Origin of the sequence: Wandonia haliotis (assembly GCF_039523435.1) — a bacterium.
Lineage (GTDB): Bacteria > Bacteroidota > Bacteroidia > Flavobacteriales_D > Crocinitomicaceae > Wandonia > Wandonia haliotis.
In genome coordinates this window covers 345077-363564 of the sequence record NZ_BAAAFH010000022.1, presented here as the reverse complement: position 1 = coordinate 363564, position 18488 = coordinate 345077, and the positions used below count along the sequence as shown (strand labels likewise).

Here is an 18488-nt window from a genome sequence, read left to right as displayed (position 1 = left end):
CCGTATTTATTCTCTTCCGGCTTTTAGAATAAGAGAGGTACAGTTTCCTCCGAAACCAAAAGCATTGGACATTACCCGACGTAAAGGCACCTTTTTGGACGCTTCTAAAGGCAATATACTGATTTTATCGTCGTGAGTCAAGGTGTAATTTCCCCCGATTACTGTTTGATGTCGGAGCATCAACAGACTGAAAATAGTTTCGATTGAACCGGCAGCACCTAATGTATGCCCGGTATACGCTTTCGTTGAAGCATAAAGAGGAATCTGTTTGTCAAATACTTTACGGATGGCCTGAAATTCAGTTTCATCGTTGTTCTCTGTTCCGGTTCCGTGAGCGTTAATGTACTGAACCTCTTCCGAAGATATTCCTGCAGTCCTGAGGGCTTTCTGCATTGCAGAGGTGGGACCGGTCGCTTCTGGGGAGGTAGACGTTGCGTGGTAACTGTCATTCGCATTTCCAAAACCTTCTACTTCAGCCAAAACAGGTTTTGAGGCAATCGATTCTTCTCCTTCGAGGACTAAAAAGCCAGCTCCTTCGCCAAGGTTGATTCCGTCGCGATTTCCTGAAAAAGGCGAGCAACGTTGTTCGGATAACAACATCATAGAATTAAATCCGTTGATGGTGTACTTGGAAAGTGCATCAGCTCCGCCTACCAATACTCGTTTTGCTCTTCCTGAACGAATCATCATGACACCTTGCATAATGGCATTCGCTGAAGAGGAACAGGCCGTATTGATGGTATTGTGATAAGGAATATGTCCAAGGTATTCGCTTACTTCCATGGCTACAGAACCAATGTCGTATCGGTCGTACAACATAGATCCGTTATCAATCCCCTGGGCGTTTTCGTACAGTTTTTGTGTTTCGCACATGGAAGAGACTGTACAACCCATTATAATTCCGTCAATTTCAGAAGAGGTGAGACCGGCTTGCAGCAGTGCTTCACCGGCAGCAATAAATGCCAAAAGTGAGGTGCGTGCAAAATTAGCGTCTGAAGGAAGCCCGGCTATTTGCTTGAGCTCTTCATTAGAATGAGGAACTTCACCGAATACGAAACGGTCTGTTAGTTTTGAATCAACATATTTTGCAGTGCCGATTCCTGATTTCCCTTCGACTAAGGATTGCCAGTTTTCTTCTGGTGTATCGCCAATTGCCGAGATGAGACCGACTCCCGTTATGAATACGCGGTGACTCACAGGAAAAGATCAGGCTTTAAATTTGTCAGATTTTTCAAGAATGTAATCAGCCATTGCTTCAACAGTAGCTAATATTTGCCGACCTTCTTTAGGATCAGTTATTTTTACACCGTATTCTCTTTCCATTAATACAATAAGTTCGAAAGAGTCTATGGAGTCCAAGCCTATTTCTTCACCGAAAAGCTGAGCGTCGTCCGCAATGTCTGCCGGTGTCATATCCATTAAGTTTAATTGCTCGATGATCTGAGCTTTAAGATTTTGTATTAACTCTGAACGATCCATTTATTTTGATTATGGGTTATAATATTCCTTGTTTTTTGAGTGATGCAAAGGTAACAGAAAAACAACATACCGAGAATATCACAAATAAAACGATATAAATGTATAAATCTGCTATCCCTGAATTACGAATGAATAATCCGTAATAGGATTCCAGTCCCCAATTTAAAGGCGAAAGGATGCTTATTTTTTGTAAGATATCAGGCATGGCAAATGTTGGAACCCAGATGCCTCCAAGTGCGGCAAGTATCATCACGGAAATTGCCCCGAAAGAACCTGCTTGCTGATGAGTTCTTGATAGCGTCCCGACAAGCATTCCGTAGGAAGTTGCCGCAAGTGCAATCAGAAAAGTCATAATAAAGAAAAGAACATTGTTTTCCGGTAGTTCAATTTGCGGAAGCCCGATTACAGGAAACAAAAAGTAACCGATAATAAGAATAACCCCAAGTTGAATAAAACATACCATGATATACGTTAACACTTTTGCCGTTAAAATGTTCATGAACGATACGGGAAGAGTGCGGAGACGCATAAAACTACCCTGATCTTTTTCGTAAACGATGTTTCCGCCAAGGGCAATAACAATAAAAAACATAGCAAATAGTGTCCATGCGGGAACGTTATGTTGAGTAGAACTCGGAATTTTAGATTTGCCTGAATTATCCTGTACTTTTTCAGTAAAATATACAGGAGGTTCATTTAGCATTTCTGCAACATCATCCGGCATTGATTCACCTGTAAGTTCAACAAACAGGGATTCCATCATTTGTTCGGTTTCAATTCGGGCAAGAATGGTTTCTAAACCACTTCGTACCGCTGTACGGAAAGAGAGTTTCATAACCGGGTCAAATACCAGTTGAATCGAAGAGGAATCAGTGTCATTAATCTTTTCCATCTCGACCTCGTTCAATGCTGCTATTATCTTTTCTCCGTTTCCGGAGCTCCTGTTGTGAATCCATTGTGAAAAACCCTTCGGAATATAAATCCCGACTTTGTAGGTTCCTTTCCTGATTTCCTGTTCGAGTCTAGAGAGACTGAGTTGGTCATTTTTCTCAAGATTGAATTCACCCAGTTTCTCAACATTACCAATCAATTCTTCGGCAATATCTTTTTGGTCCTGGTTGACAATCACTACCGGGATACGATTGTCCTGCATCAACTGGAAAGTACTATCCTGAACAAGCGTGATGATGACAACAAGAATCGCCGGCATAATAAACAAAATACCCAGTCCGGCTTTATCTCTCCTGAGTAAGATCATTTCTTTCCATATTCCGGTCAACAACTTTTTCATCAGTTTCGGATTGTTTTTCCGGTTAATTTTAAGAACACTTCTTCCAGATTTGCAGCTTCATATTTTTGAATCAACTCATCCGGACTACCTGTTTCCAATAGTTTTCCCTGTTCAATTATTCGCACCTGATTACACAATTCCTGAGCTTCGGCTAGCAAATGTGAAGTGTATATGATTGTTGTTCCTTGTTCCCTGTTTAATTTTTTCAGGTAATCGATAATCGCAGCTCTTGATTGCACGTCTACACCTACAGTAGGTTCGTCCAGAATCAGAACTTTCGGGTTATTCAGAATAGAAGCCGCCAGATTGATTCGGCGTTTCATACCTCCTGAAAACGTTTTTAACTTTTTGTTTTTTACATTTTCAAGTCCGAGTACTTGCAGCAGCATATCAATTCGTTCCTGAAGCAATTTTCCCGGAATTCCCCACATTTTTCCGAAATACCGCAAATTTTCCTGTGGTGTCATATCAAAATACAGAGCGTATTCCTGTGGAACGACTCCCAGTGTATATTTGGTTTGAGGAGAGGAATTCGGCTCCCCCATAACGAAGACTTTTCCCGAGTCAGCGCGGATAAGTCCGCAGATGATGGATATCAGGGTTGTTTTTCCGGCACCGTTCGGTCCTAAAATCCCGACGATGTCGCCTTGTTGAATGGATAAACTCACGTTGTCGAGTGCCGGGTGCTCTGATCCCGGGTATGATTTTGATATGTGCTCGGCTACTAAAGCTTCCATACCCGAATTAGAATTTCAGTTTGGCAGATTTTCGAAAGGCTTGTTTTTCTATTTCAGCGACTTCCAGTAAAATATCAGCTGCCTGATCAAATGCTTCCTGTGTTGTTATTCTTCCCCGATAGATGGCAGCTGCCTGAGAAGCAAATTGTCTCCAAAGATCTCCGCTTTTAGTAAACTGCTCACTCAACCGGAGTAAATCTTCATTTGGAATATACCCGTATGCTTCTTCCAGAAATGCTGCGTGAAGATAGCGGAAACCACCACCTCCGGTACCTATTTCTTCCTGCATCCGTACGAGTTGACCAAGATATAACCCGGCTTTCCTGTCTCCCAGTTTTTCTTTGTATCCGCGTACCTTTTTCGAAATGTAACGGATTCCGTTGACCCCGATTATCGGCCCGGGAGCATTCATGAAAAAGGCAGAATGCTTAATCCCCTTTTTTATTCCACCTCTTATTTTATCATCGCTGATATGCGGAATATATTCCGGGTAATACATTTGTCCCTTGGGAGCAAAAGCACCTTTGGCAAAACGAACACGAGCCAGTTCTTCTTCCGTAATGGTGGTTGTGGTTTCCATTACAGGGTCAGAAATTAGGTAGGTATTTCCTTCTTTTCCAAAAACAACAATATTGTGGGCATTAAAATGAAAGCGATATTCAACCGGAAAGTAGGGGAGGTGAAACACTCCGACCTGTAAACCTACCGGTTTTCCCTGCTCCAGCATTTCATCCAGTTTCTTCTGTGCTTTTTCCGGGGAATTGAATGTGAGACGCTTGTATTTTATTCCAAAGTAAGACGCGTTGCGCTTAAAAATGGTTCCGGGCATTGGTCGAAAGGTGGTTCCCGGAGCATTATTAACCTTAATGAAGGGAAGGTGCATAAAGAATATCCCGCCACCTATTCCGAATACCATAGGCTCAGAAAGATTCAGTCCATAAAACTGGAATAAATTAGAGGTGACCCCGTTTTCACAATGGGCTGCCTGATGATGTTCGAAATTTGTCTTCATGCCTTGTTAAATTGGGTCAAATCCTCTGCGGTGATGTCGAGCGCCTGTGCGTATTTTTGGATTGTTTTACTGTCTAATTTACGAAATACCTCTGGTTTATTAAGATGGCGTTTTACTTTGAAATGCCAGATGCCTACATACTTAGAAAGGAGCTTGGAATCCATTAGTTGTAGTTCCATAAAATAAGCCAACGGTGTTTTATGTCCCTTTCGGATTTCTTCCAACGTTTCCTCAATCCTCAATTTGATTTCTTCCCAGGCCTGTTCGAGGGCTACTGTTTTTACTTCCCAACCAGTAGAAAGTCCGGTGGTATATTTTCCGTCATTATCCTTTGCGTAGCATAGCTCCCGAAAGTGATTGACAAGCGCGCTGTAGTCCTGAGGGATTTCATCTTTTTTCATAGCTAAACAACGGTTAGCAGAACAAATGCATAAGTGAAACGGGAACTTTCAGGAACAGCAACTAAAATGCGTTCTCCTTTTTTCAACATATTTTTATTCAGTAACTCTTCAAGCATGAGAAAAGCACTGGCTGCTCCGACATTTCCAACCTTTGTCAAATTGGTAAACCATCTCTCTTGTGGAATGGGTAAATTATATTTGATCAGTGCTTCCTGAATCGGTTTTCTGAAAAACTCGGAAGACATATGAGGTAAGAACCAGTCGATGTCATCTGCTCCGATTGCATATCTTTCACAAATCTCAGTTAGTTTTTCAAAGCCTTGTGCAACGATATTCGGACGCAGAAGTTTCACATCCTGTTTTACAGAGAAAATACTTTTTTCGATTAATTCCTGATTGGAGAACTCAAGATAGCCTTTAAAATTCCCGTTCTCATCTTTATCGCCTCCCATATACATACATGTGTCATATTTTTGGGCATAAGAACACATATCGATAGAGTCAATGCGAAGAGATAAACCTTCCTCGTTCGGGTGGTCTTCCACAAGCACTGCGGCAGAACCGTCGGAAAGCATCCAACGAAGAAAATCTTTTTCAAAGGCTATGTATGGGTTTTCTTCTAATTCTTTCAGTTTTTGAACTTCTTCAACGAAGTTAGAAGCCTGCATTTTTCGGGCAAATGATTCGGAACCTGTAACAACCGCTTTTTTTGCATCGCCTACCCGAACAGAATTGAAAGCATATTTCAATCCGTGAATAGAAGAGCAACAATTTCCTGCCTGGGAAACAACCTCAAAAGAAGGAGCGTGACGAAGCTCTCCATGTACCATTAATGCGTGAGAAGGCATCATTTGGTCAGGAGAAGAAGTTCCGCAAGCCAGTAAGTCAACTTTCTGAATTTCCTGCTGATCAACAAGTTTGTTAATAGCTTCGCAGGTTAACTGAACATTGTTGTGCGTAAATACACCGTCTTTTACAGCGTAATAGCGCGTTTTTATTCCATTGTTCCGAAGAACAATAGCACGACTTTTAGAGGGTTGGTCGTTAACATAACCTAGCACGCTTTCCAATTCATCATTTGATATAGGATCATGCGGCAAAAACTTGCTTATGCGTGTTATATAGGCTTCTTTTATCATTACTTTAACTTAACACCTTGGTAATACAATTTTTCTTTTTTCACTTTTCCCAAGAAGAATAATCGACCTATCGAATACAGTAATATTACAATAGGAGAAATAATAAATATGGCAAAAAGCAAATAATAATTAAATACTCTGAGCCATAATTTCTTCTTTTTCGGGGTAGTTCCTTTCTTTTCGATCAGGTTCGCCCATATCCCGAAAAGAGTCGTAGCCCGTTTTTCAACAAAAACGATTGTATCAACAATCCTTACGGCATTTTGTTTGACGAGTTTCTCCTGAAGATTGTTACAATCATCTGTTAGTAATGCTTCCTCAATAGTCGTGCCAAATCGTTTCGCTCCATCAATATCTTCCTGGCTGACACCGGGAAGTGGGAAAAAACCAAGGAAACGGCTTTTTTTTGCTGTAAAAAGCCAATGTTGAATCGTAACGACTGAAATAAGATTCGGGTTTTTATCTTCAAGGATAATATTTCCCACAAGACGGGCTCCGATTTTTAGTAACTCGTTCTTTATTTTTTCCTGTGCCATAACCCACATGTTGCGAACTCCGGCGACAGTGACAACAGGTGTGTTGTTCAAAAGAGTCCTGGCTTTGTCAGACTGTAAGAAACTATTGAAAGGAACAGAAGGGTTGAGAAACCATACCTGATAACCGAGGATAATCAGATCATATTGGTCGTGACGAGTCGTGATTTCATCCAGTTCGCAAGGTTTTCCCAATACGGACTCTGGCATTTGTTCAAAAAAACTATCTCCTTTCCATGGAAAAGGAAATTTGTTTTTAGGTCGTATATCGACAAATTCCAGCTCTACGTTGTTCGCATTCATGCCGGATGTCAATGACTTTAAAATTTCTGTCAGCTGACCGGATTGACTGTAATGTAAAACAAGAACTTTTTTCATGGAGAACATGCCGTTAATGGCTGCAAAAATAACAAATTGATTGGTTTAAAAAAGTGATTTTTCACAGATCAATACTTTTGGTGTTAACTGTGCATGCCTTTCTGTTTATCTGAAAGAAAGTAAGTTGGCAAGACGAGAGCCTAATTCAGAACCCATTGCAACTCCCATGCCGCCTAAACGGACAGCACAATAGATGTTTGGCTCCAGTTCTTTCAGGATAGGAGCTTTGTTTTTTCCTATCCCCATAATTCCGGCCCATTGATAATCGATCGCGAATGATTGATCAGGGATAATTACCTGACGAAGTAATTCCTGAATTTTGTCGAGAATAAGGTTTGTATTTTCTATTTTTTCGGTTCGTTCCCCTGCAAAGTCATAATTACGTGCACCACCGATCAATATTCGGTTTGTGTCCACTGTCCTGAAATAAAAATATCCTTTATCATAGTGATATGTGCTGTTGAGTTGAAGATTGTGAATAGGTGAGGTAACAAGTACTTGTGCCCGGGCAGGTTCCAGTTCTATATCCGGATATAAAGATTGCGTAAGTCCGTTGGTACATAAAGCTACCTTTTTAGCGAAAAGTGGCCCGAATTCAGTTGCTATCATAACATTGTTTTCTTGTGAAAGAATGTCAATAACCTGTATCCGGTTAAGTAGTAGGATACCTGATTTTACGGCTTCCCTTACTAGTGAACTCATCATTTTTCCGGTGTCAATGCTGCCTTCATGACGATTGTAGATTGCTCCGTGAATATTGGGTAATCCCGGGATCGTTCCCTTCTTGCAAACGGAATAACAATCGCGTAACCCCGTGGTTTCTTCTATGAGATTGTTGAGGAAGGGAATTTGTGAAGAACAGTAGGTGAATGCATCAGCTTCCTGTTCTGTAAAAAGATCATACGATCCACAGTTCTGATAATCTATATCTGCTGTACCAAGTCGGTTTAGTAAACGTCTCAATCCTTGTACGCGCAACTGAATTATCTCTTTGACATTACCCGGAGTAGTAGTTTTAAGGTCGTCGAGAAGCTCTGACGGACTTCCGAAACAGGCGAAACCTGCATTTTTTGTGCTTGCTCCAGTGGGTAAATAACCCCTTTCGAGAATAACAATTTTACTTTCCGGATGTAATTGCTTTAACTCGATAGCGGTACTGAGGCCAACAATCCCGGAGCCAATAATGACATAATCAATGTTTTCCGTGAAAGATCTTTTTTCCCAGTAACTTAAGTCGCTAAATGAAAGCATTGTGTTCGTTTTTAACAAGTATGCTAATTTTTCACGATATTTGTAAGTTAAAGAATGAACTTTTTTGGTAACAAAGTGTACCGAATTGCGTTGAAGTAACCGAAATGAAAAACATAATATTATTTCTTTTCCTTTTAACTGCTTCCTATTCGATAGGGCAAAGTAAGTTTTTGCTTTTCGGAGCGGTAACTAATGATGATATGAATCGCCGTGAAGGTGATGTGACCGTTACGGTTACAGCAAATGGATCTCCGGTTACTACTACAGTTACTTCCAATTCCGGTAAATTTAAGGTTGCACTCGATTACGGAAAAAGGTATAAAATAGAATTTAATAAAGGTGGTCTTGCTGCCCGTCACCTTTATGTTGATTTAGTAGGGGTTAATGAAGAGGATTTGCCGGCAGGAGACTTGATGCAGGAAATGGAGATGACACTTTATGCTGAAGTTCCCGGAGTAGATATGTCCTTTTTTGCGCAGGAACCCACAACCACTTTTTCGGTCAACATGAAAAAGATGATGGTCGATATGGATGGGAAACAGATTTCTTCCATGAAGTCTAAGATCGATGACATGTTGGAAAAGAAGGAGGAACTGGGCGATCAGACGGAAGCGATTAATAAGCAATACGACGAATCGATGGCTGCAGGTGATAAATCGATGGCTTTGAAGGAATACAAAGAGGCATTGAGTCATTACCAGAATGCGGAAAAATTAAAACCAACAGAAGCTTTACCAAAGACGAAAATTGAGGAAGCAAAAGCGAAAATAAAAGAGGAAGAAGAAGCAAAAAAACTAGCGGAACAAGAAGCTAAATACAATGAAGCGATAGCTGCTGCGGACAAGGCATTTATTGAAAAAGATTGGAATAAAGCACTCTCTGGATACGAAGAAGCTTTGGGGTACAAACCAAATGATAAGCATGCGACGGAGAGAGTTGTGGCAATTGATGAAATTCTTTCTGAACAGAAGCGAAAAGAGCTGGAAGAGAAACAAAAGAATGAAGAGTATTATAATTTGATTCAGGCAGCAGATAATCTGCGTGATCAGAAAAACTATGAAAAAGCCATTCAGACCTATCAGCAGGCGCTGGAGAAAAAAGAAGAGCAGTATCCAAAGGATCAGATTCAGAACATAGAGAAAATAATGGCTGATGCAGATGCTGCTGAAAAATTGGAGAAGGAATATACAGCTGCTATGACTGCGGCAAAAGCTCTGTTTGATCAGAAAAACTACGAAGAAGCCAAAAGCAAGTATGTTGAGGCTTCCGGATTGAAACCGGATGAACAGGAGCCAAAAGATAAAATAACTGAGATCGAAGGAATTTTACAAAATCTGGCAGATCAGATGGCTAAAGACAAAGCGTATGAGGAGGCTTTAGCGGAAGCAAATACCTTCTTTGATGCGAAAGAGTGGCAGAAATCAATTGATGCTTACAACAAAGCTTTAGGAATTAAACCTGACGAACAGACCCCAAAAGATAAAATAGTTCTAGCGCAGGCTGAGATAGAGAAATTAAAGAATCAGGAACAACTGGAGAAGGAATTTGCTGAAAAAATTGCCGAAGCAGATCAACTTTTTGTCGAAGGTAAATTGACCGAAGCCAAACCGGTCTATTTATCAGCATCAACTATTAAACCGGAGGAAGGGTACCCGAAAAGTCAGGTGGAGTTGATTGACAGTAAACTGGCAGAACAGAATGCGGCAGCTGAACAACAAAAACAGTATGATGAATTAATTGCGGCAGCAGGACAATTATTCCAGCAACAGAAATATCAGGAGGCGAAATCAAAGTATCAGGAGGCGCAGACGATAAAACCGGCAGAAAGTCTACCGGGTGAAAAAATTGAGGAAATAAACGCCCTTCTTGGTGAGTTAGCGGCTGCTGAAGAATTAGAAAGCAACTATACTTCAGCAATGGAGGCGGCGAAGAATACTTTTTCTACGGGAGATTTAGTTACTGCAAAAGCAAAGTACGAGGAAGCTTCCGGATTAAAACCGAATGAACAGGAGCCAAAAGACAAGATAGCTGAAATTAATCAATTATTAGAACAACAGGCGGCTAATGCGGAACAGGAAGCTCAGTATAATCAGTTGATTGCAGAGGCGGACGGACTGTTGAATGCAGGAAAACTCGAAGAAGCCAAGGCGAAGTATCAGGATGCATTAGGCGTTAAAGATGAGGCCTATCCAAAAGGACAAATTACTCAAATTGATGAGCAACTGGCAGAACGTCTTAAAAAAGAGCAACAGGAGCAGTTGTACCAGCAGAAAATAGCTCAGGCAGATCAGCTACGTGACGCTGAGAAGTATGCGGAAGCAATAGCGGTTTATCAGGAAGCTCAGGAGATTGATGCTTTAAATGAATACCCCAAAGAGCAAATCAAAAAATTAAATGATAAGCTGGCAGCGAAACAATCGGAAGTTGAAAAAGAACAGCAGTTTACAGAACTGGTTGCTGCGGCTAATTCTTTGTATGGTTCGGGAGATTTGAAGGGAGCCATTGCAAAATTTGAAGAGGCATTATCGTATAAAGAAGACGCTGACGTTCGCCAACGCATTACTGCTATTTCGGAAGAATTAGCGGAAAAAGAAGCTGAATTGTCTAAAGAACAAAATTATAGTGAGACCATCGCCCGTGCTCAGGGGCAGGAAGCGTCGGGAAATTTATCCGGAGCAATTGCAGAATATGAAAAGGCGACACAGATCAAACCGGAAGAAGAACTTCCCCGTCAAAAGATCAGTGAACTAAAAGACCGATTAGCAAAACAGTCGGCCGATCAGAAACTGAATAATCAAATCGCACAACTCGTTAGTGAAGGAGATACGAAGTTAGGGGCAGGGAATTATGATGGAGCAAAAGAAAAATATCATGAGGCGCTTTCTCTGCGAGAAGATGATGCTATTCGTCGTAAACTGGAAGATGTGGAAGCACGAATGAAAGCGGAAACACAGGAGCAGGAGGAAAGAAACTATCAAAAGATTATTGATAAAGCCGATCAGCTGAAAAATGCAGAAGATTTTGAAAACGCAATTGGTTATTATGAGCGTGCCCTGACAATCAAACCTGCCGACGCGTACCCAACACAAAAAATTGCAGAAATAAGGGAGATAATAGAGCAACGTAAAAAGCAGGAAGCAGAAAATGCAGAAGTTACTGCGGAGTACGATGCAGCTATGAAAAGTGGAGATGCTAAACTGGCTGCCGGAGATTTGTCCGGAGCACTTGAACAGTTTGTGAAAGCAAAAAACCTGAAACCTAATGAGTCGTTACCGGGGCAGAAAATTGAACAGGTGAATAATCTGATGGCATCGAAGATGAATGCCGAGAAAGCACAGCAAGAATATAAGAAATATATGTCCGAAGGAAATAAACTGGCTGATGCAAGGAATTACCAGGAGGCAATAAAGACGTTTGAGAAAGCACTTGCGGTTAAGGCAGGTGATCCGGATGCCCAAAAACGAATTCAGGAAGTGAAGGCACTGATCGAATCAGAAAAGAATCAGGCGGATAATCAAAAATATGCAGAATGGATCGGACAGGGGAACAGAGCGTTTTCTGAGGAAAATTATGATGTGGCAAAAAATGCTTACAATGAAGCATTGAAAGTAAAGCCAAACGATAAAGCTGCTTTGGATAAGATTGAAGAAATCAATAAAATTCTGGAGAGTATCGCAGAACAGAAACTGAAAGAAGCAGAAACGGAACAGGCATACCGAAAAGTGATCAGTAAAGCTGATACCCGTTTTGTGAAGGAGGATTGGAAATCAGCACAGGAATTCTATCAGGAGGCGTTGACAATTCGTCCTTTGGATAAGTATGCGAAAAGTCAGTTGAATTTAGTAATTGAGAAACAAAAAGAAGAATCCGAGAAAGAAGCTGAGAAGCAATATCTGAAAATTCTGGCAAAAGCCGACGACTTTTTTGATAGTGAGAATTGGGAGAAGGCAAAAGGAATGTATGAAAGAGCACTTACTTTCCGTGCTAATGATCAGTATCCGAAAGATAAGCTGGTTGAGATAGAGGCCATTTTAGCAAACGGAGGTAAAATGCCTGTCAAACTGGAGAACCTTGGTAAAAAAGAGAATATCTCTATTTTGGAAGGAGAAGCTCTTTTTGTGAAGGCGGAAGAGAACCGAAGATACAAACGCAACCTGAAAGTCAAGAAAACGGAGGAAGAGATTCAGGATAAGTCAGTCGTAGTTTCTGAATCAGAAGAAGAGGAGCGTTTAAAAGCAAGAGAAGTCGTAGCGGAGATAGAAAAAGAAAAGTCAGCGTTTGAAGCAGACAGGAGCGAAGAACAACAGGTGATAGCGGAAGAGGTGGATCAGTTGAATACTTCCCTGAAAGCAAAAGAAGCGGAAGACAATCTGTTTGCTTATGCAGAACGATTAAGAAGAGAAGCATATGCTCGTCAGGTGGTGATTGAAAAAGCGCAACATGAAGAAGGTAAAATCGTAATCCCAAATGAGAATGAGGAAATCATAAAAGGGAAAACGTATGAAATTGAGCAGAAATTAAGAAATGACGCTATGGATGAACAGGTTGTTCATCAGGAGACCCGATCGTTGGTTGTGGATGTTGAAGAGAAACATTCCGGGTTTCAGGAAGAAGGTAAGATGATTGTTGATGCCAATGAGATGGCATTAAAAGGATTGAAATTTGATCTCGATACCAAGACCGATGAAGAGTTATTGACAGAATACGACCGGGTTCAAAGAATGATTCAGGAAATGGAAGAAATTTCCAAAAACAAGAACTCTGCTGAAGAGGACTTGCTTTTGATCGGTAAAGATATTGATGATAAAATTTCACGAGTTAATAAAGAAATATCAGATAATGTCAGAGAAAAAGCGCTTTCGGATTATGAGGTAATCAAAACAATTGAAGGGAAAATTATTGCGGTTAATGAAGAGGTTAGTGCGGATAATGAAGGACGGGATTTGGACAGGCAGGAAAATGTCGAGACTGTGAAAGGCTTATTCAAGCATCAGGATGATGTGGCTGCTGAAAGAACAGATGAGAAGAAAACCGAAATTCTGGATACAAGAAAAGAAGTCGGTAAAGTAGAAGAGAAATACGAAGTAGCTGTTAGTGACAGAGCAGAAGAAAGAGAGGAGATTGTGGATGCTGTCGAGGGGTTGAATAAAGAACAGGGAGATCATTTTTCTAAGCAATCAGATGATAAAACAAAAGATATTTACCTGACGAAAAAGACGGTTTCCAATATTGAAGAAGGAGTCCGCAAGGAAAAGGAAAAAGAGTCAGAAAAACAAACGGACAATAACGAGATTATCACTTCTACAAAGCAAGATTTGGAAGATCAGGCAGGTAAGGATTCTGAGGACAAGAAAAAACGAACGCTTGAGATGCGTCGTATGTTGGAGAGTCTTGAGACAAAAGGAATTCGATTTTCTGAATCTGTAGCCAATACCCTGGGAGAAGAATTTCCGGAAGGAGTAACAGAACAAAACTTTACAATAGAGGATGAGGACGGATTGTTGGTTGAAATGAAAACCCGTCGAATTGTTGTGAAGGATGGACGTGGAGATGTATATGTACGTAGCTCGAATAAATACGGAACGACTTATACGAAAAATGGAGAACCGATTGCAGAATATGTTTGGCAAAGAGATACACAAGACGCGAAACTGGTGCGTCATAAGTAAGTTTATACTAACGGGAGCCTTATTCCTTACAGCTTGTGATGCTCCGGTTTCTGAAGAAAAATTTGAAACAGACAACGATGAGGTACGTATAGATCAATTAATCTCTGGTTATGCGCAGGGAACTTCCTATACGATTATTACAGGAGATGATTCTCTTCTGGTATCTCAACAGGAGATTGATAATTTACTAAAGGATTTCGATACATCTCTGTCGTCGTATATTCCAGAGTCAATTGTTTCCAGATTCAATGTAGCTTCTCCGGGAGTTTATTATTTCGATGATCAACAGCAGTATTTTCAACAGTGTATCGAGGAGTCAATGCGTGTTTATGATCGGACAAAGGGAGCATTTGACCCTACGGTATATCCACTGGTTGCAGGATGGGGGTTTTTGAAAGATCCTGGAATGGAAATGGATCAGCATATAGTAGATTCTTTGTTGGCCATGACTGGGTTCCGGAGTGGGATTGATTTTGATTATAAGAATTTAGGTGACGGACGTTTTTCATTGACCAAAAAGAAACAGGGACTGAGGATGGATTTTAATGCTATTGCGCAGGGACTTTCTGTTGACGTTGTGGCAAAGTATCTGGAGGAAAAAGGACATGAAAATTACTTTGTAGAGATTGGTGGAGAAGTTCGGGTAAAAGGACGGAACCGGGAAGGGCATTTCTGGAGAATAGGTGTTGATGCCCCCAAGGAATCCAATGACGGACGAGATGAAATACGTGATATTACGAATGTTGTAAACTTGCGTGGCGGGGCAGTGGCTACTTCCGGAAATTATCGTAAGTATTACGAAAAAGACGGAATAAAATATAGTCATACAATCAACCCTGTTACGGGTTACCCTGTACAGCATACGTTATTGAGTGCAACGGTCTGGTCAGCGCAGGCTTCGACATCGGATGCGTATGCAACTGCTTTTATGGTGATGGGAACGGAAAAAGCAATGGAGTTTCTGGAAACGAATTCCGATTTACATCTGGAAGTGCTGCTTATTTTTACAAATAAAAAGGGGCGAATGGAAAAATTCTTTACTCCCGGAATGAAGCGATTTCTGGATTAATGAAGAGTGTTTGTAAATGAAACAACAACGAAAAGTTTTTCTGAATTGGAGTGGGGGAAAAGACTCTTGTATGGCGCTTTATACCTTACGGCAAACAAAAGATAGTGAAGTTGTTTCGCTTTTGACAACCGTTACTTCCGGTGCGGATCGTATTTCTATGCATGGTGTGCGTACAGAGCTTTTGAAAGAACAGGTAAAAGCCATCGGACTTCCTTGTGATCTGATGTATATTCCTGAAAACACGAATATGGAAGTGTATGAAGTACGTATGCAGAAACAATTGAAAGTATATACCCAGAGAGGTGTTTCGTATGCTGCATTTGGTGATATTTTTCTGGAAGATTTACGTGTCTATCGGGAGAATAACCTTAAAAAAGCAGGTATTACTGCTGTTTTTCCGCTATGGGGAAGAGATACGGGAGAATTGATACGTGAATTTATAGATTTGGGGTTTAAAACGATAATAACCTGTGTCGATGCATGTGTTTTGGATCAGAGTTTTGTCGGGCGAGTTATAGATAAGAAACTTCTGGAAGAATTGCCTGAGGGAGTTGATCCCTGTGGTGAAAACGGAGAGTTTCATACTTTTGTATTTGACGGTCCATTGTTTGCTAAACCGGTTCAGTTTTCTAAAGGGGAAATCGTTAAAAAGACATATCCTGCTCCTTCAGAAGAATATGAAGAGACAGCTTACTGGTTCATTGATCTGATCCCTGTAAACAATCAATAATTTATGACGGGTTTCTTTTTCTGAGACAGACTACCTATATTTGACCGCCTGAATTGATTCGGGATGTGCTTAAACAATACATTATGAGATTACTGGAAGGAAAAGTAGCAATTATAACAGGAGCGTCAAGAGGAATAGGTAAAGCGATCGCTCAAAAGTTTGTAGAACAAGGGGCGACGGTTGCGTTTACGTATGTTTCTTCAGACGAAAAAGCAAAAGCATTAGAGCAGGAGTTAACAGCAAATGGTGGTGTGGCGAAAGGATTCAAATCAAATGCCGGTGATTTTGAAGCAGCACAGCAATTGGTAGATGATGTTGTAGCTACCTATGGTAAAGTGGATGTACTGGTTAACAATGCCGGAATTACACGTGATACACTTTTAATGCGAATGACAGAAGAGCAGTGGGATGAAGTTATTAATACGAATCTGAAGTCTGCTTTTAACCTGACAAAGGCGGTTATTCGTCCTATGTTGAAAGCAAAAGCGGGATCAATTATAAATATGTCTTCGGTTGTAGGTGTTTCAGGAAATGCCGGACAGGCTAATTATGCAGCTTCAAAAGCGGGTATGATTGGTTTTTCGAAATCCGTGGCACAGGAATTGGGATCCCGAAACATTCGTTGTAATGCCATTGCTCCCGGATTTATTGAAACAGAAATGACAGAAGTGCTTGATCCGAAAGTTGTTGAGGAATGGAGAGCTTCAATTCCTCTAAAAAGAGGAGGTACACCGGAAGATGTTGCGAATGCTACCGTATTCCTGGCTTCTGAAATGTCAGCGTATGTTACAGGACAGACATTGCATGTTTGTGGTGGTATGTTGATGTAATACTGGACAAAATATGAATAGTGAAACGGCTTCTTAGGGGGCCGTTTTTTTGTGCAAACTAATTCCGAATTTCCTGATAGGAATCCGATTTTTACGAATTAAAAAAATGTTAAATTACCAGGGTAACTATGCCCTGATCGGGTTTATTGACTACTTTTGTTGACACTTTTGTCAAACAGTATGTTAAACGAATCGTCAAATCCTTGTGAATCAACAGAAGAGCAATTGTTGGTGAAAGCAAAAGAGCTTTTCTTTTCGCGTGGATTGTTACATGCAAGCACTCAGGAAATAGCTGACTTTGCGGGTGTGAACAGAACCCTTGTAAATTATTATTTCCGCTCTAAACAGAACCTCTTTGCGAAAGCACATGCCGAGGTAATGAAAGAAATGAAGGAAGAACTAGCAAGGGTATATCTGGAAAAAATTCCTTTCAGAGAGAAAGTAGAGTTGTTTATTGATTTTGTTCTTGAGTTCAGGGATAAATACCCGTTTTTGGAGGTGTTCAATATTCACGAGACGGCGAAAATTTCTAACAGAGAAGCATCAATTGTACAACCTAAATACATTGAAGAGTTGTCGGTTTTTCTTTGTGAGATTGATGAGGAGATAAAAACCGGGAGGCTAAAATTCAAACAGCCGATTGATTTTATCATTACGATTATCGCATTGATTTCATATCCGAAAGTAATGAAGCCAATTTACCAGAGTGCATTCAATATTTCGGAACACGATTACGAACAAATGTTGGCAGAACGTAAAGAAGTTGCTTTACGTATGGTATTTAATTAAAACAGTAAAAGTAGGAATGAGGAGTTTTAAATTTATTGCAGGGATTGCGGGGTTGTTGGTATTGACAGCTTGTGGTCAGAGTGAACAGAATGGTAAGCAGGTACAGCAGGCTAAGCCATATAAGTTCATCGAAGCAACAGGTGAAAATGTAACCTTGTTGACTTCATATCCTGCGACACTGGAAGGTAAGCAGGATGTTAGTATCCGTTCAAAAATAGACGGGTATATTGAACAGATCCACGTTATTGAAGGACAGGAAGTGAAAAAGGGTCAGCTATTGTTTACGATATCAAATCCGCAATACAATCAGGATGTAATGCGGTTGGAAGCGTCGAAAGCAGCTGCCGAATCAGAAATTGCCACAGCTCGTCTTCAGGTGGAAAAAACACGTCCGTTGGTAGATGAGAAAATTGTTTCTGCATTTGATCTGCAGGCAGCGGAATTGAAATTGAAATCAGCGGAGGCTAACTTGGCACAGATTAAGGCTCAGTTATCCAATGCCCGAACCAATGTGGGGTATACTAAAATTCAAAGCCCGGTTACTGGGGTAGTGGGAGTTATTCCTTTTAAAGTAGGAAGTTATATCAGTAATGCTACACAAGAACCGTTAACAACCGTTTCGGATATCAGTGAAGTCTATGCCTCTTTTGCTCTGAATGAAAAAGAGCAATTGGAGATGATGAGAAACCTGGAAGGGAAAGATATGGCCGAGAAAATTAAAAATATGGATGCCGTGTCGTTGATTCTATCAACAGGAGAAGAATACGAAGAAGAGGGACATATAGAGAGTTTTTCAGGTATTGTTAATACATTGACAGGTTCTGTTCGTGTAAAAGCAGCATTTCCGAATAAAGAAAGAGTTCTTCTTTCCGGAGGAAGTGCGCGTATACAAATCCCGACTAAAGTTGAGAACCGTATTGTTATTCCACAAGGAGCAACTGTTGAGTTACAGGACAAGCGAATGGCATTTATCGTAGGTGAAGGAAATGCTGTAAAAGGTGTTCCTGTAAAAGTACGTCCTGTACCCGGAGGAAAGTATTTCGTTGTGGATGAAGGACTGGCGGTTAATGATCGCGTTGTTGTAGAGGGAATAGGCTTGTTGACAGAAGGTACAGTTATTGAACCGGTTAAGGTTGACACAAAAGAAGTCATTCAGCTGGCGGATAATTTAAGTAAATAA

At 40.7% G+C, this 18488-nt stretch carries 15 protein-coding genes; 6 read left to right on the top strand and 9 right to left on the bottom strand.

Annotation, left to right across the window (positions count from 1 at the left end; genetic code table 11):
• Positions 1–6 precede the first annotated feature (6 nt).
• From ABDZ97_RS14290 to ABDZ97_RS14250, 9 genes are all read right to left on the bottom strand, one after another.
• Complete coding sequence (locus ABDZ97_RS14290; protein ID WP_343789097.1) at positions 7–1197, bottom strand: beta-ketoacyl-[acyl-carrier-protein] synthase family protein; 1191 nt, start codon at positions 1195–1197, stop codon at positions 7–9.
• A gap of 9 nt (positions 1198–1206) precedes the next feature.
• Positions 1207–1479: a phosphopantetheine-binding protein gene (locus ABDZ97_RS14285; protein WP_343789093.1), complete on the bottom strand. Its 273-nt coding sequence runs from the start codon at positions 1477–1479 to the stop codon at positions 1207–1209.
• A 16-nt stretch (positions 1480–1495) separates the two neighbouring features.
• Complete coding sequence (locus tag ABDZ97_RS14280) at positions 1496–2770, bottom strand: ABC transporter permease (RefSeq protein ID WP_343789090.1); 1275 nt, start codon at positions 2768–2770, stop codon at positions 1496–1498.
• The gene (locus ABDZ97_RS14275; RefSeq protein WP_343789086.1) at positions 2770–3507 is read right to left on the bottom strand and encodes an ABC transporter ATP-binding protein; all 738 of its coding nucleotides are present in this window, start codon (positions 3505–3507) and stop codon (positions 2770–2772) included. The genes ABDZ97_RS14280 and ABDZ97_RS14275 overlap by 1 nt, the downstream gene beginning before the upstream one ends.
• A gap of 7 nt (positions 3508–3514) precedes the next feature.
• Positions 3515–4519, bottom strand: coding sequence for a BtrH-related acyltransferase DarH (darH, locus tag ABDZ97_RS14270; RefSeq protein WP_343789083.1), 1005 nt, complete (start codon positions 4517–4519; stop codon positions 3515–3517).
• Positions 4516–4920: a flexirubin biosynthesis protein DarG gene (gene DarG, locus ABDZ97_RS14265; protein ID WP_343789080.1), complete on the bottom strand. Its 405-nt coding sequence runs from the start codon at positions 4918–4920 to the stop codon at positions 4516–4518. Before DarG ends, darH begins: the two co-directional genes overlap by 4 nt.
• Positions 4921–4922: 2 nt before the next feature.
• Positions 4923–6059: a dialkylresorcinol biosynthesis protein DarB gene (darB, locus tag ABDZ97_RS14260; protein WP_343789077.1), complete on the bottom strand. Its 1137-nt coding sequence runs from the start codon at positions 6057–6059 to the stop codon at positions 4923–4925.
• Positions 6059–6970: a dialkylrecorsinol condensing enzyme DarA gene (locus ABDZ97_RS14255; protein WP_343789074.1), complete on the bottom strand. Its 912-nt coding sequence runs from the start codon at positions 6968–6970 to the stop codon at positions 6059–6061. The genes darB and ABDZ97_RS14255 overlap by 1 nt, the downstream gene beginning before the upstream one ends.
• A gap of 105 nt (positions 6971–7075) precedes the next feature.
• Positions 7076–8221, bottom strand: a complete 1146-nt coding sequence (locus ABDZ97_RS14250; RefSeq protein WP_343789071.1) for an NAD(P)/FAD-dependent oxidoreductase — start codon at positions 8219–8221, stop codon at positions 7076–7078.
• Between the two features lie 104 nt (positions 8222–8325).
• Between ABDZ97_RS14250 and ABDZ97_RS14245 the strand changes: the two genes are divergently transcribed.
• From ABDZ97_RS14245 to ABDZ97_RS14220, 6 genes are all read left to right on the top strand, one after another.
• Positions 8326–13890: a hypothetical protein gene (locus tag ABDZ97_RS14245; protein ID WP_343789068.1), complete on the top strand. Its 5565-nt coding sequence runs from the start codon at positions 8326–8328 to the stop codon at positions 13888–13890.
• A complete protein-coding gene (locus tag ABDZ97_RS14240; protein ID WP_343789065.1) occupies positions 13820–14959 on the top strand; it encodes an FAD:protein FMN transferase in 1140 nt (379 codons plus the stop codon). Before ABDZ97_RS14245 ends, ABDZ97_RS14240 begins: the two co-directional genes overlap by 71 nt.
• Before the next feature lie 16 nt (positions 14960–14975).
• Positions 14976–15689: a Dph6-related ATP pyrophosphatase gene (locus tag ABDZ97_RS14235; RefSeq protein ID WP_343789062.1), complete on the top strand. Its 714-nt coding sequence runs from the start codon at positions 14976–14978 to the stop codon at positions 15687–15689.
• 83 nt (positions 15690–15772) lie between these two features.
• The gene (gene fabG / locus ABDZ97_RS14230; protein ID WP_343789059.1) at positions 15773–16519 is read left to right on the top strand and encodes a 3-oxoacyl-[acyl-carrier-protein] reductase; all 747 of its coding nucleotides are present in this window, start codon (positions 15773–15775) and stop codon (positions 16517–16519) included.
• 180 nt (positions 16520–16699) lie between these two features.
• Complete coding sequence (locus ABDZ97_RS14225; protein ID WP_343789056.1) at positions 16700–17308, top strand: TetR/AcrR family transcriptional regulator; 609 nt, start codon at positions 16700–16702, stop codon at positions 17306–17308.
• 16 nt (positions 17309–17324) lie between these two features.
• Positions 17325–18488 (top strand): efflux RND transporter periplasmic adaptor subunit, encoded by a 1164-nt coding sequence (locus ABDZ97_RS14220; protein ID WP_343789053.1) that lies wholly within the window; start codon positions 17325–17327, stop codon positions 18486–18488.

Coding starts and splice junctions, on each gene's coding strand:
- ABDZ97_RS14285 (WP_343789093.1), bottom strand. CDS start 1,479: ATGGATCGTTCAGAGTTAATACAAAATCTTAAAGCTCAGATCATCGAG.
- ABDZ97_RS14280 (WP_343789090.1), bottom strand. CDS start 2,770: ATGAAAAAGTTGTTGACCGGAATATGGAAAGAAATGATCTTACTCAGG.
- ABDZ97_RS14275 (WP_343789086.1), bottom strand. CDS start 3,507: ATGGAAGCTTTAGTAGCCGAGCACATATCAAAATCATACCCGGGATCA.
- darH (WP_343789083.1), bottom strand. CDS start 4,519: ATGAAGACAAATTTCGAACATCATCAGGCAGCCCATTGTGAAAACGGG.
- DarG (WP_343789080.1), bottom strand. CDS start 4,920: ATGAAAAAAGATGAAATCCCTCAGGACTACAGCGCGCTTGTCAATCAC.
- darB (WP_343789077.1), bottom strand. CDS start 6,059: ATGATAAAAGAAGCCTATATAACACGCATAAGCAAGTTTTTGCCGCAT.
- ABDZ97_RS14255 (WP_343789074.1), bottom strand. CDS start 6,970: ATGAAAAAAGTTCTTGTTTTACATTACAGTCAATCCGGTCAGCTGACA.
- ABDZ97_RS14250 (WP_343789071.1), bottom strand. CDS start 8,221: ATGCTTTCATTTAGCGACTTAAGTTACTGGGAAAAAAGATCTTTCACG.
- ABDZ97_RS14245 (WP_343789068.1), top strand. CDS start 8,326: ATGAAAAACATAATATTATTTCTTTTCCTTTTAACTGCTTCCTATTCG.
- ABDZ97_RS14240 (WP_343789065.1), top strand. CDS start 13,820: ATGGAGAACCGATTGCAGAATATGTTTGGCAAAGAGATACACAAGACG.
- ABDZ97_RS14235 (WP_343789062.1), top strand. CDS start 14,976: ATGAAACAACAACGAAAAGTTTTTCTGAATTGGAGTGGGGGAAAAGAC.
- fabG (WP_343789059.1), top strand. CDS start 15,773: ATGAGATTACTGGAAGGAAAAGTAGCAATTATAACAGGAGCGTCAAGA.
- ABDZ97_RS14225 (WP_343789056.1), top strand. CDS start 16,700: ATGTTAAACGAATCGTCAAATCCTTGTGAATCAACAGAAGAGCAATTG.
- ABDZ97_RS14220 (WP_343789053.1), top strand. CDS start 17,325: ATGAGGAGTTTTAAATTTATTGCAGGGATTGCGGGGTTGTTGGTATTG.